Annotated in this window: 14 protein-coding genes; 5 read left to right on the top strand and 9 right to left on the bottom strand. The window is 34.4% G+C overall.

Going from position 1 to position 13,127, the window contains the following annotated elements; all coding sequences use genetic code 11:
* The first annotated feature begins 3 nt into the window (after positions 1-3).
* Genes RNZ46_RS03230 through RNZ46_RS03240 form a run of 3 tightly spaced genes read left to right on the top strand, consistent with a single transcriptional unit; the run spans position 4 to position 1,833 of the window.
* Positions 4-876, top strand: coding sequence for a DUF5777 family beta-barrel protein (locus RNZ46_RS03230; RefSeq protein WP_316983952.1), 873 nt, complete (start codon positions 4-6; stop codon positions 874-876).
* Positions 877-886: 10 nt separating this feature from the next.
* Entirely contained in the window at positions 887-1,252 is a 366-nt protein-coding gene (locus RNZ46_RS03235; RefSeq protein ID WP_316983953.1) for a hypothetical protein, read from the top strand.
* A gap of 32 nt (positions 1,253-1,284) precedes the next feature.
* The gene (locus RNZ46_RS03240; RefSeq protein ID WP_316983954.1) at positions 1,285-1,833 is read left to right on the top strand and encodes a YceI family protein; all 549 of its coding nucleotides are present in this window, start codon (positions 1,285-1,287) and stop codon (positions 1,831-1,833) included.
* Between the two features lie 37 nt (positions 1,834-1,870).
* Here the strand turns inward: RNZ46_RS03240 and carB are convergent, their stop codons facing one another.
* Complete coding sequence (gene carB / locus RNZ46_RS03245; protein WP_316983955.1) at positions 1,871-4,723, bottom strand: carbamoyl-phosphate synthase large subunit; 2,853 nt, start codon at positions 4,721-4,723, stop codon at positions 1,871-1,873.
* 112 nt (positions 4,724-4,835) lie between these two features.
* Positions 4,836-4,997 (bottom strand): 50S ribosomal protein L34, encoded by a 162-nt coding sequence (rpmH, locus tag RNZ46_RS03250; RefSeq protein WP_311941059.1) that lies wholly within the window; start codon positions 4,995-4,997, stop codon positions 4,836-4,838.
* A gap of 299 nt (positions 4,998-5,296) precedes the next feature.
* Between rpmH and RNZ46_RS03255 the strand changes: the two genes are divergently transcribed.
* Entirely contained in the window at positions 5,297-5,872 is a 576-nt protein-coding gene (locus tag RNZ46_RS03255; RefSeq protein ID WP_316983956.1) for a tetratricopeptide repeat protein, read from the top strand.
* On the opposite strand, the gene cls is transcribed toward RNZ46_RS03255, so the two are convergent.
* Genes cls through RNZ46_RS03270 form a run of 3 tightly spaced genes read right to left on the bottom strand, consistent with a single transcriptional unit; the run spans position 5,869 to position 8,956 of the window.
* Positions 5,869-7,326 (bottom strand): cardiolipin synthase, encoded by a 1,458-nt coding sequence (cls, locus tag RNZ46_RS03260; protein ID WP_316983957.1) that lies wholly within the window; start codon positions 7,324-7,326, stop codon positions 5,869-5,871. The two genes, RNZ46_RS03255 and cls, sit on opposite strands and share 4 nt — an antisense overlap.
* Positions 7,327-8,256, bottom strand: coding sequence for a lytic transglycosylase domain-containing protein (locus RNZ46_RS03265; protein WP_316983958.1), 930 nt, complete (start codon positions 8,254-8,256; stop codon positions 7,327-7,329).
* A gap of 34 nt (positions 8,257-8,290) precedes the next feature.
* Positions 8,291-8,956, bottom strand: a complete 666-nt coding sequence (locus RNZ46_RS03270) for an alpha/beta hydrolase (protein ID WP_316983959.1) — start codon at positions 8,954-8,956, stop codon at positions 8,291-8,293.
* Between the two features lie 115 nt (positions 8,957-9,071).
* Here RNZ46_RS03270 and RNZ46_RS03275 point away from each other — a divergent pair, with 115 nt between their 5' ends.
* Positions 9,072-9,368 (top strand): N-acetyltransferase, encoded by a 297-nt coding sequence (locus RNZ46_RS03275; RefSeq protein ID WP_316983960.1) that lies wholly within the window; start codon positions 9,072-9,074, stop codon positions 9,366-9,368.
* Positions 9,369-9,430: 62 nt separating this feature from the next.
* On the opposite strand, the gene mtaB is transcribed toward RNZ46_RS03275, so the two are convergent.
* The 4 genes from mtaB to RNZ46_RS03295 form a co-directional block, all read right to left on the bottom strand.
* Complete coding sequence (gene mtaB, locus RNZ46_RS03280; protein ID WP_316983961.1) at positions 9,431-10,756, bottom strand: tRNA (N(6)-L-threonylcarbamoyladenosine(37)-C(2))-methylthiotransferase MtaB; 1,326 nt, start codon at positions 10,754-10,756, stop codon at positions 9,431-9,433.
* Positions 10,757-10,901: 145 nt separating this feature from the next.
* Positions 10,902-11,633 carry a lysoplasmalogenase family protein gene (locus tag RNZ46_RS03285; protein WP_316983962.1) on the bottom strand — a complete coding sequence of 244 codons (732 nt, stop codon included), beginning with the start codon at positions 11,631-11,633 and terminating at the stop codon, positions 10,902-10,904.
* Positions 11,634-11,810: 177 nt separating this feature from the next.
* Complete coding sequence (locus RNZ46_RS03290; protein ID WP_316983963.1) at positions 11,811-12,011, bottom strand: hypothetical protein; 201 nt, start codon at positions 12,009-12,011, stop codon at positions 11,811-11,813.
* Between the two features lie 166 nt (positions 12,012-12,177).
* Positions 12,178-13,089, bottom strand: a complete 912-nt coding sequence (locus RNZ46_RS03295; RefSeq protein WP_316983964.1) for a TolB family protein — start codon at positions 13,087-13,089, stop codon at positions 12,178-12,180.
* Positions 13,090-13,127: the final 38 nt, after the last annotated feature.

Below are 13,127 nucleotides of genomic sequence, written 5' to 3' on the forward strand. Positions count from 1 at the left end.
TTTATGAAACTCGTATTTTTCATGCTTTGCTTTCCTTTGATTTGTTTTGCCCAAGATGATTTATTGGATGAAATTAATACCGATTCAACAGGAACACAATATGCAACCGCTGTGTTTAAAGGATTGAAAATTGTAAATTTTGAATCGACCAAACTGGTCGCCAAAAAACAGTTAACCTTTATTGTGGCCCACCGTTTTGGCAGTATTGAAAATGGTTTTGACAGCTTTTTTGGTCTAGACGATGCGGTAACACGTTTAAATTTTGTGTACGGTATTTCAAACGGTTTTAATATTGGAGCTTCCAGAAGTTCTTTTCAGAAAATTTACGAGTTTTCAGCAAAATACAGAATACTGAGACAAACCGAAAATAGTTTTCCTTTTACCGTAATTGGCTATAATTCGTTTTTAATAAACACCGCTTTAGATAAAAAAAATTTGCCCCTTTTAAAGTTTAAACACCGCTTAGGCTATACTGTTCAATTATTGATATCGAGAAAAATAAACACTGATTTTTCGGTTGAAATAGCACCAACTTTTTTCCATGATAATTTAACAGCTTCATTTTATGCTGAAAATCAAGTAAAAATAAGCGAGCAGGACAACTCGCAATTTGCTTTGGGTTTTGGAGGTCGGTATAAACTAGGTAAACGCTGGTCTCTAAACATGGACTATGGTTGGCATTTGAACAGAGATAATAATTCGCCGTTTAAAAATCCGCTGTCCATAGGTCTGGATTTAGAAACTGGCGGACATGTATTTCAAATGCATTTTACCAATGCACAGGGCATGAACACCAATACGTTTTTGGGCCAAGGTACAGGCGATTGGAGCGATGGCAACATTTATTTCGGATTTAACCTTAGCAGAGTTTTTTAAACCAACAGCTATGAAAAAAGTAATTATAAGTTTAGGTTTAACATCACTCATTTTTTTGGGATGCACCAATACAAGTACCGACGACTTGATTGACAAAGAAGCATTACCTAAATTAATTACTTATAATAGTGATGTAAAACCCATTATTGACAACAACTGTATTATGTGCCATAGCAATCCGCCGGTAAACGGTGCACCAATTTCCTTAACCACTTATACCGAGGTGAAAAATGCAGTTCAAATCAATGGTTTAATTGGTCGGATTTCAAAACAAGCAGGAGAAGCTGGAGCCATGCCTTTGGGTGGTCCAAGGTTGCCACAAAACCTAATTGACCAAATTATACAATGGCAAGCTGATGGCTTATTGGAGCAGTAAATTTTAAGCAATAACCATGTAATTTTATAGTTATGAAAAACATTTTTTGCATCTTGTTTTTAATTGGTTTTGGCTTGTCTGCGCAAACCAAATACATCACTAAAACAGGAATGGTTAATTTTGAAGCCTCAGTACCCACTTTTGAAAAAGTTAAAGCAACTCACAACTTAGTTACCGCTATAATAAATACCGATAATGGCGAATTTGCAGCATTAGCTTTAGTGAAAGGTTTTCGATTTAAAAATGCTTTGATGGAAGAGCATTTTAATGAAAACTATGCGGAATCCGATACGTTTCCAAAAGCTACTTTTAAAGGAACAATAAAGGATTTTGACATTACCGATTTGAAAACCGAAACCTTGCCTTATACTTTAAAAGGCGAATTGACTTTTCACGGAAAAACAAAACACTTTAATGCTTTAAATATATCCATTTTAAAAGATAATAATAAGATTATTTTGTCGGGACATTTTAAAGCAAAAGCATCTGATTTTGATATTGAAATACCAAAAATAGTGCGGAATAAAATTTCCGAAACCATTGCCGTTTCATTCGAATTTAATATGAAAAAGAAGGAATAAAAAAAGCCGCTTATTGCGGCTTTTTTTATTCAAATTATTATTTACTTAAATACATTTTTCGTCTCGAATACAAATCGTAAAACTGATCGTCTTTTAAGCTATCGATAAACAAAATACTTTCGCCTGTACTTTTCATTTCCGGCCCCAGTTTTTTATTCACATTTGGAAATTTATTAAATGAGAACACCGGTTGCTTTATTGCAAAACCATCTAATTTAGGATTAAAATCGAAATCCTTAATTTTCTTTTCTCCCAACATCACTTTGGTGGCATAATTTACATAAGGTTCGCCGTAGGCTTTTGCTATAAATGGCACGGTACGAGAGGCTCTTGGGTTAGCTTCAATAATGTAAACGATATCGTCTTTAATCGCAAATTGAATGTTTATCAGGCCAACCGTATTTAATGCTAAAGCAATCTTTTTAGTGTGATCTTTTATTTGTTGCATCACAAATTCGCCTATATTAAAAGGTGGCAGCGTTGAATTACTATCGCCCGAGTGAATTCCGCAAGGTTCAATGTGTTCCATAATCCCAATAATGTAAACATCTTCGCCGTCGCAAATCGCATCAGCTTCAGCTTCAATAGCACCATCCAAATAATGGTCTAAAAGCAACTGATTCCCTGGCATGCGGCGTAACAAATCAACCACATGTTTTTCTAATTCTTCTTTATTAATCACAATTTTCATGCCTTGCCCTCCTAAAACATAAGACGGACGCACTAAAATCGGGAAATCTAAAACATCTGCAATGGCTGCAGCTTCATCGGCCGTGGTCGCAATATCAAATTGTGGATAAGGAATATTATTTTCCTTTAATAATTTTGAGAAATTCCCTCTATCTTCAGCTAAATCCAACGATTCAAAACTGGTTCCTATAATTTTAATGCCGTATTTGGTTAGCTTTTCAGCAAGTTTCAAAGCGGTTTGCCCGCCCAATTGCACGATGACACCTTCTGGTTTTTCATGCTTGATAATGTCGTAAATATGCTCCCAAAAAACAGGCTCGAAATATAATTTATCTGCCGTGTCAAAATCGGTTGAAACGGTTTCAGGATTACAATTAATCATAATGGTTTCGTAACCACATTCAGCGGCTGCCAAAACCCCATGAACACAACAATAATCGAACTCAATCCCTTGCCCTATTCTGTTGGGGCCAGAACCTAAAACGATTATTTTCTTCTTATCGGTTACAATACTTTCATTGTGCGCAAAACGGTTGCCATCTGCGGTTTCCATATCACTTTCAAAAGTAGAATAATAATACGGTGTTTTGGCTTCAAACTCTGCGGCACATGTGTCAACCAATTTGTAAACTCGATTGATGCCCAGTTCTTCCCTTTTATTATAAACCTGACTTTCTAAACAATTCAACATGTGCGCTATTTGGCGGTCGCCATAGCCTTTTTGTTTCGCTTCAAGCAATAAATCCTTTTGAATAGTATCAATGGTAAAGGTTGAAATTTCATTATTAAGGAAGTGCAGCTCTTCATATTGTTTTAAGAACCACATATCAATTTTGGTGATTTCATGGATTCTACTTAGCGGAATGCCCATACGAATCGCATCGTAAATTATAAAAACACGATCCCAAGAGGCATAGGTTAGCTTCTCAATGATTTGGTCGTAATTTTTATTTTCCTTTCCGTCTGCGCCTAAACCATTTCGTTTAATCTCCAATGACTGTGTGGCTTTATGCAGTGCTTCTTGAAAAGAACGCCCAATACCCATAACTTCGCCAACGGATTTCATTTGAAGCCCTAAAGTCCGGTCGCTGCCTTCAAATTTATCGAAATTCCAACGTGGTATTTTCACAATCACATAATCTAAAGTTGGCTCGAACAATGCCGATGTGGATTTTGTAATTTGATTGTTCAATTCATCTAAGTTGTAACCTAAAGCCAATTTAGCGGCAATTTTTGCAATGGGGTAACCAGTTGCTTTACTTGCTAATGCCGAAGAACGCGATACACGTGGGTTAATCTCAATAGCGATAATATCTTCGTTTTCGTCTGGCGATACGGCAAATTGCACGTTACAACCACCGGCAAAATCGCCAATACTTCGCATCATATGGATGGCCATATCACGCATTTTCTGATAAGTTCTATCGCTTAAAGTCATTGCTGGAGCTACCGTAATGGAATCACCAGTATGAATTCCCATAGGGTCCATATTTTCAATAGAACATATAATAACCACGTTGTCATTGGCATCTCTAAGCAACTCTAATTCGTACTCTTTCCAGCCAATAAGTGCTTTATCGATCATCACTTCGTGGATTGGTGAAATTTCTAAACCACGGGTTAACAATTCATCAAATTCTTCCTCTTTATGCACAAAGGATGCGCCTGCTCCACCCAATGTATAAGACGCTCTAATTACCAATGGAAACCCGAATTCCTGTGCAATTTCTTTTCCTTTTAAATACGATGTTGCCGTAGCTTGAGGCGCCATGGGCACTCCAATTTTTAGCATCAGTTCTCTAAACTGCTCTCTATCTTCGGTGATATTAATGGCATCAATATCCACACCAATAATTTCAACATCAAAATCTTCCCAGATTCCTTTTTCGTCGGCTTCAATACATAAATTAAGTGCCGTTTGTCCACCCATAGTTGGTAAAACAGCATCGATTTGCGGGTGTTCCTTTAGTATTTTTACAAGCGATTTTGTGGTAAGTGGCAACAAGTAAATATGATCAGCCATTGAAGGGTCTGTCATAATTGTTGCTGGATTGGAATTAATCAATACCGTTTCTATTCCATCTTCCCGCAACGATCGTAATGCTTGAGATCCTGAGTAATCAAATTCGCATGCTTGCCCTATAATAATTGGACCAGAACCAATAATTAAAATAGATTTTAGTGTTTCGTTTTTCGGCATTTTATTTGTATTGTGTTTTATTTAAAAGTGTTACAAAAATACTGTTTAGTAGATATAAAAAAAGGCGTTACCGTTAAGTAACACCTTTTAAATTATCAACAATTGTTAATCATTATTTCTTATGTCTAATTTCAGATGACACAGATAATTTTTTTCTTCCTTTAGCTCTTCTGCGAGCTAGTACCTTTCTGCCGTTGGCAGAAGCCATTCTTTCTCTAAAACCATGTTTGTTTTTTCTCTTTCTCTTAGATGGCTGAAATGTTCTTTTACTCATTATCTTATATCTTTAAATCTGAATTGTAATTTTTATAATGTATTAGGCTCCCCTAAAAACCGAGGGCAAATATACAAAGCCTTTATTACTTTGACAAACCTTATTTTAAAATATTTTTAATTTATTTTTTAAAAGAAAAAATGCTTGCCACACCTTTATTTATTTGGGATAACCCTTGGTTTTTGTTGCCATTGAATCTTCTTTTATTGATAAAAATTTAGTTTCTTTGCAGTTACAAAACAACAAAAAAAGATTATTTTCAATAAAAATCTTCTAAACCTTATTTCAAATTACGCAACATGTACAATAAAATTATAAAACTAATTATTGCAGCGGGAATTATTGCTTATGCCGTTTACCAATTTACCGAAGGTTATATTGGCAATGGTATTATGTTTATTTTGTTATCCTTAATTTTTGTGTTCCTTTATTTTAAAAATGAATTTATTTTACTGGCATTTTTAAGATTGCGTAAACAAGATTTTGATGGCGCAAAAAAATGGTTGAGCAAAATTAAAAATCCTGAATCGGCCTTGGTAAGAAAACAGCAAGGCTATTACAATTACCTGCACGGTTTAATGGTATCTCAAAGCAATATGAATGAAGCCGAAAAATATTTTAAAAAGGCGATTTCATTGGGCTTATCCATGGATCATGATTTAGCTATGGCCAAATTGAATTTATCAGGTATCGCATTTTCCAAACGAAGAAAACAAGAGGCACAAAAACTATTATCTGAAGCTCAAAAACTAGATAAACAAGGCATGCTTACCGATCAGATTAAAATGATGAAACAAAATATGAAGCGCGCTGCCGGACCGAACCAACATTATGGGGCTGGCGGCTCATTAAGGGCCCAAAAACGCAGAGGTTAAATGAGCGGAGACCACAGTCTGCAATACGATTCTTTTAATTTTTCAAAGTTGGAGCGATTTAAATACGTATTATAATTTACGGCATCGCTATTTTCCATATCTTCTAAAAAGTGCTTTTTAATGATTTTACTTTGGGTTTTATCATAAATAAAAGTATTTATTTCAAAGTTTATGTTAAAGCTACGGTAATCCATATTTGATGTACCAACGGTAGAAAATATATCGTCCACCACCATAGTTTTCGCATGTACAAAGCCTTTATTATATTTATACACTTTAACACCTGCTTTTAACAAAGCACCCAAATACGAGTTTGAGGCGTGTTTAACAATCCAAGAATCTGATTTTTTTGGAATGATCAACCTAACATCAATTCCACTTTTAGCCGCAATTTGTAAAGCGGTTATTATCTGCTCATTGGGCACAAAATATGGTGTTGTAATATAAATATAGTCGCTTGCCGTAACAATGGCCGTAAAAATAACCTCCATAATATTTGCCCAATCGGTATCTGGTCCGCTCGCAGCAATCTGTAAAGCAACGTTGCCGTTTTCGATATCAACCTCTGGAAAAAACGTTTTATAAACTGCCAGCCTTTCATCCGACACAAAATCCCAAGTGGATAAAAAATGGATTTGCAATGATTTTACAGCTTCTCCTTCAATACGCATGTGGGTGTCGCGCCAAAAACGGTCGGTATCGTTTTCATTAAGATATTCGTCTGCGATATTAATACCACCAACATAACCAATCTTACCATCTATTATCGCAATTTTCCTGTGGTTTCTGTAATTCATTTTTCCTGTGAATTTGGAAAAAAGAACGGGCATGAACGGATGGTGCTTTACTCCAGAATTGGTTAGTTTACGCTTCATTTGGGTTGATATTTTACTACCAACATCATCGTAAATCAATCTCACTTTCAGACCAGCTTCTGCTTGCTCGCAAAGCACACTTAACACTTGCCTTCCAATATCATCATCTTTTACAATATAATATTCTAAGTGAATATGATGTTCTGCTTTTTTTAGATCGCTTAAAAGATGTTTGAATTTTACATCGCCGTTTTTAAGTATTTCAATTTTATTTTTTAAGGTTAAAGGCTCATCATCACTTTGGTAAAGCAGTTTTACCAGTTTTACCTTATCGTCTAAATAATTATCAACCTTTTTAACTTGGGCTTTGCTAAACTCAAATTCCTTATTGATGTTTTTTACAATACTTTTATTGAGAATATGTTTTCTGCTAAAAATTTTATTTTTCCGATACTCTTGACCAAAGAGATAATAAACCAGCAAACCCAAAAACGGAAAAAACACCAAAACAATAATATAGGATAACGTTTTGGTGGGATTTATGCGTTTTAAAAAAACGGTAATTACTGCAGATATAGCCAATATGTAATTGATTATAATGAGTAAATACCAAATGTTTTCTTTTATAAAATCGAGCATTTATGGACCGGTCTGGTAAAAGCCGTCTTTAGGAATATCAATCTTATACAGTTTTCTGGATTTGTTGTTAAGATGAGGTTCGCGTAACCAGGGATTGTGCAGTTTTAATATTTTGTAATTGATACCAAAATCTTGTGCGAATTTGGCAAAATTGGTAACTGCCGTATCCACTTCTACTTTATAAGTTGGTATATTTTTGTATAAATCCTTTTCTCTAAAATTAAACCCGTATTTATTGGGGTTTGATAAAATTTCTTTTAAAGCGACAATTCTAAACAGGTAGCGACCAGTTTCTTCGCCTAGTAGCAAATCGTAGTAATTATTAACATTTTGGGCTTTTAAACGTCTGGACATCCCCGCGATACCACCATTATAAGCTGCCGCTGCCAAAGTCCAAGAACCTAATTTTTCTTTTGATTTTTTTAAATATTTACAGGCTACTTCGGTGGCTTTTTCCAAATTATAACGCTCGTCAACATTGGTATTAATTTCCAATCCGTTTTCTCTTCCTGTAGATTTCATAATTTGCCAAACACCTCGTGCTCCAGCGGGCGAAACGGCATTTGTTAATCCGCTTTCAATAACTGCCAAATACTTAAAATCGTCTGGAATACCATGTTTTGCCAAAATAGGCTCAATAACCGGGAAGTATTTTTTGGCACGTTTAAACATTAACAATCCGTTAGATTGCCAATAAGTGTTAACCAACAGCTCTCTGTCCATGCGCTCTAAAATATCAGGATTTTGCAGTGGCAATGGCTCGCCAGCAAAATTCAAATTATCGGGAACTTGAAGCGCATATACGTTATAATCGTTAATTAATTTGGTTTCAAAATTTTCATCGGTGGGAGCATCTTGTAGGGCATAAATAAATAATCCGCATAAACTTAATAATCCTACAAACGCAAGTGCTTTCTGTAATATCTTCATTTTTAAAAAGTTTTTTTAAAGGTAAAAAAAAGGATTATGTTTCTAAAATAATACGAGGTAAATTTTCGTTAAACCACTTATATTTATTAATAATCATAATATGTGTACCGCCTTGTAGGGTAATACATTGCTTTATATTTTTTAACGGAAAAACCGGATCGTTATCGCCGTGGATATGTATTATTTTAGGATCAAAATCCTTCTGGTTCCAACACACCATATTTTTAATGGCCCAACTTAAATATACGCTATCGTTTACCGATAAATATTTTTTATAAAGCTCTAAGCGTTTATTAATATTGCCTCCAAAAGCGAGTTTAGCAAAAGCATCGATATTGCTAGCCAGTTGGGTTGGTATTAACCTATAAGCCTTTGTGGCTTTGGTGATAAGCATGCGTTTTGGCAGCTCGTGCATCGATTTTACACTAGAAATGATAATGAGTTTTCTAACCTTGATATGCTTCGCCATTTCTTGCACCAAAACACCTCCAAACGATACGCCTATTAAGACGACATTGTTGTGTTTGATATGCTTTGAAAGACGTAGTGCATATGCGCTTAACAATTCGTTTTTTAAAGGAATCATCCACTCTAAATAGTGCATTTCAAACTGATTTTCGGGCAAATTAATATGCTCAAAAATTTTAGGGCTTGCCGCCATTCCCGGCATAAAATACACAGGTATTATCTCTTGACTCATAAGGCTTTAACCTCTTAAACTGTTAATGGTATCGTTTTTTTTTCGTACCTTTGCACAAAGTTATAAAATAGTACTCGCTATTTTAAAAATTCCTAAGAAATTAAATTAATACATTATGGTTGATACTCCCGAATTAATTGACAATGATTTTTTACGTCAATATGAAATTAAAATTGATGACCATTTGGCAAAAATTGAATATTCTTTACAAGAACGAAAGATTTTTTTAACCAAACTTATTATTCCGGAAGGCATAAAAGACGAAAATTTTAAGAAAGAATTTTTAACCCTTGTTTTTGAACAAATTCAAGAGCGCAATTTAAGCGTAGTTCCAACAAGCCCCGAAATTGCTAAGTTTGTAAGAAGCAACAGAAAATACAAACGTATGCTTCCGGTTGGTGTGAGGATATAGGAAGTTAGAAATTACAAGAAATATTAAATCCGAAGTTAAATAAGCTTCGGATTTTTTTGTTTTTACAGGGCCAGTGCTTTTTCAAATTCAAACCTCACCAAGCCATCTTCGTCAATTTTGGTTAGTTCAATATCGTGCAGCGTATTTACCAATGCAGGGTTCCAAGGTGTTTTTACCTTAATATAGTTTTCAGTAAACCCATGAATATATCCATCTTTATTTTCACTTTCAAATAAAACGGTTCTTCGGCTTCCTATTTGATTTTCATAAAAGGCACGACGCTTTTTCACCGATAAACCACGAAGCATTTTACTGCGCTTGCTCCTTACATTCATAGGCACTACACCTTCCATTTCTGCCGCTTCGGTATTATCGCGTTCAGAATACGTAAATACGTGTAAATACGAAATATCCAATTCGTTTAAAAAATTATAGGTTTCTAAAAAATGCTCGTCGGTTTCACCTGGGAATCCAACAATTACATCAACACCAATGCAAGCATGAGGCATCACTTCTTTTATTTTTGAAACGCGATCTATATACAACTCGCGCATATAACGACGCTTCATTTTTTTTAGAATGGCATTGCTTCCCGATTGTAAGGGTATGTGAAAATGAGGCACAAAAGCCCTGGATTTTGAAACCAAATCGATGGTTTCATTCTTTAAAAGATTAGGTTCAATGGAAGAGATGCGCAAACGCTCAATACCTTCAACCTTATCTAGCTCGGTAACCAAATCTAAAAAAGTGTGTTCGTGCTTTTTATTGCCAAATTCACCTTTACCGTAATCACCAATATTAACACCCGTTAAAACAATTTCCTTAATGTTTTGTTTTGCGATGTCTTTAGCGTTTTTCAACACGTTCTCCAAAGCATCGCTTCGCGAAATACCTCGAGCCAACGGAATGGTGCAATAGGTACATTTATAATCGCAGCCATCCTGTACTTTTAAAAAAGCGCGGGTTCTATCGCCTATGGAATAACTGCCAACATAAAAATCGGCATCTTCAATTTCGCAGGAATGAACTTCGCCAAAATCGTTTTTCGACAAATCGTTTAAGTAGTCGGTAATCTTGAATTTTTCGGTAGCGCCAAGTACCAAATCCACGCCGTTAACATCGGCTAATTCTTGTGGTTTAAGTTGCGCATAACAGCCCACCGCAGCAACAAAAGCTTCAGGGTTCGCTTTTTGCGCTTGCTTAACAATGGTTTTAAAACGCTTGTCGGCATTTTCGGTAACCGAACAGGTATTGATAACATATATATCGGCTTTTTCAGAAAAATCGACGCGGTTAAAACCTTCATCGGTAAAATTCCTGGCAATGGTTGAAGTTTCAGAAAAATTAAGCTTACAACCTAGAGTATAAAACGCGACTTTCTTTTTCATGTATTTGTTTTAGATTTTCACATAAGGAAAACCCTGTTATATAACCTGTTTCTATTAAAAGACTGCAAATTTACAACTAATATATTATATTGAAAAACGGAAAGGATTAAAGAAATGGCAATGGCTTTATTGCGGAATATATGAGTTAAAAGACATTAATTTTATCATCAAATTTTTCTACCTTTTCGTGTTCGGATTCTTTTTCGTTTAAAATACCAAAAACTATGGCATATAGTCCAACCCCATAAAACAGCGAACTTAAAAATTCCTGCATGGGAAACATGCCTTTAAACAACTGCACTGCCTGCATGCCTTCGCTTGCAACATAGGCCAATACACCTATAAAAACAAATGTAAAACTCTTTTTATTGAATACAACTTTTCTTAAAAAAGCAAACTGAAGCATGAGGAGAGATATAAAGAATGAACCTAATGCTGGTATAAAAAAATCTTTGAGATCATCATAGAGAAACCAAGTCATAAAAACGGTATAAACAAATAAAATTGAAGTAAAGGGGATTAAGGTTGAAACACTAAAATCTTTATTATGGGAGAATTTATAACTTAAAAACAATTTGGCTGCGGTAAAAAAAACGATGGTTAAACCTAAAAGAACAACGCTATCTCCTTTTAACAAGATAATTAAATCGCCCAAAAGAAATGACAACAATGCCCAAAACACCATTTTGTGTTTTCTATCATTTTTATTATTTACATGGAAATAAAAATAATACAATAAAATTACAATTATCCAAGGTTTGGACATAAACCTATAAGGAAACTGAGAACAATTTAGCTTTACAACAATATCGATTGATAACACGATAAAATAAAGTAATGCAAATTGTTTATGGTTTAAAAAAACACGTTTTATCATTATTTGGGGCAATGATGAATAACGCCGAAAATAATAAAAATACCGATTAAAATATATTTTGTAGTAAAATAAATATAATAATTTCTATTTCCTCCAGTTTATTTCGTCGACAACTGGTCTTTATACTTGCAATGAATGCCTTTTTTATGCTAAACGGCAATAAGAAAATCACATAATTCATTCATGTTTTCCAATATCATTAATCTCATCTTTAATAACGACCACGGTTTTTTTCCATTTTCTTTCCAATAAAATATAAAACAAGTACACGAAGCCCAATCCAAATGGCACCGTTATTACACCAATAACAAAAGTGTTATTAAGGTCTAAATCCATAATGCCTAACCCAATCAAAACACCTAAAACCAATCCAGCCAAAATAGTTCCTGTGTAATAAACAACAACACTTAATATGGCATACAGCCATTTATTTTGCTGATAATCTACAGATAAATCATAAAACCTTTTTCCAATAAAAATAAATAAGTAAAATTCCTAACATTACAATCTTGGGTTTAATATGAATTTCTAAATATAGTTATTATCAATTTATCGTAAAATAATAAACATCATCATCGCCTTTTCCTTCAATTCTTTTAGATGAAAAGTAACCTGTTTTGTTTTGAGCGTCGATTATAAAAGAAAAATCGTCCTTATTGCTATTTATGGGTTTTGGCATTTTTGTGGCTTTTAAAAATGTGCCATCGGTATGTATTTCGCTTTTGTAAATATCGAATCCACCATGACCGTTTGGTCTGTTTGATGCAAAATACAAGGTGTTATCGGCACTTATAAACGGAAACATTTCCCTGCTATACGAGTTTACTTTACTGCCCAAATTTTTAGGTTCGCTATACTTGCCGTTTTCTAAAATTTCAACTTTAAAAATATCCGATCCGCCTTTTGTGGTTTCTTTACCGCCCCGAATATTGGCAATAAAATACAGGGTTTTGCCATCGGCACTTAAACTAGGATGTGCATACGAAAACTTAGGCTTACAAAAGGGCAATACTTTAAAGTTTGTCCAACCTAAAGCTTCATTGTATTCGCCTACTTTTATATGGAAATTAGTGTCTTTAAAATTACCTTCAGGCCTGTTTTTATCATTATAATTTGTAGTTAAGTAGAGTTGTTTTCCGTTAGGTGAAATTGTGGCACTTGTAATGTGCGACATGCCAAATTGAGCATCAATATCGATGGGTGTAATATTGGCTATTTGTCCGTTTGCAGCAAATTCACCTTTAAAAATAGTTAGCACAGGATTTCTTGCAATCTTCTTTACTTTTCCTTTTTTGTTTAACTGGTATGAAGTGAAAATAATGGTATTTGCATTGGCATACATCAACCCAAAATGCGGGTGCACGTTATTTATTTCTAAATTGGTTATCTTATACCTTTCAGTTTGAGAAAACCCAAAGCAGCCAACAAATAAAAGGAGATAGCAGCATAACTTCATAAAAAAAGGTTTAAAAACAAATATAATATTTTGAATTT

The sequence above is a fragment of the Hwangdonia lutea genome, from assembly GCF_032814565.1.
In the GTDB taxonomy this organism is placed as follows: Bacteria; Bacteroidota; Bacteroidia; order Flavobacteriales; family Flavobacteriaceae; genus Hwangdonia; species Hwangdonia lutea.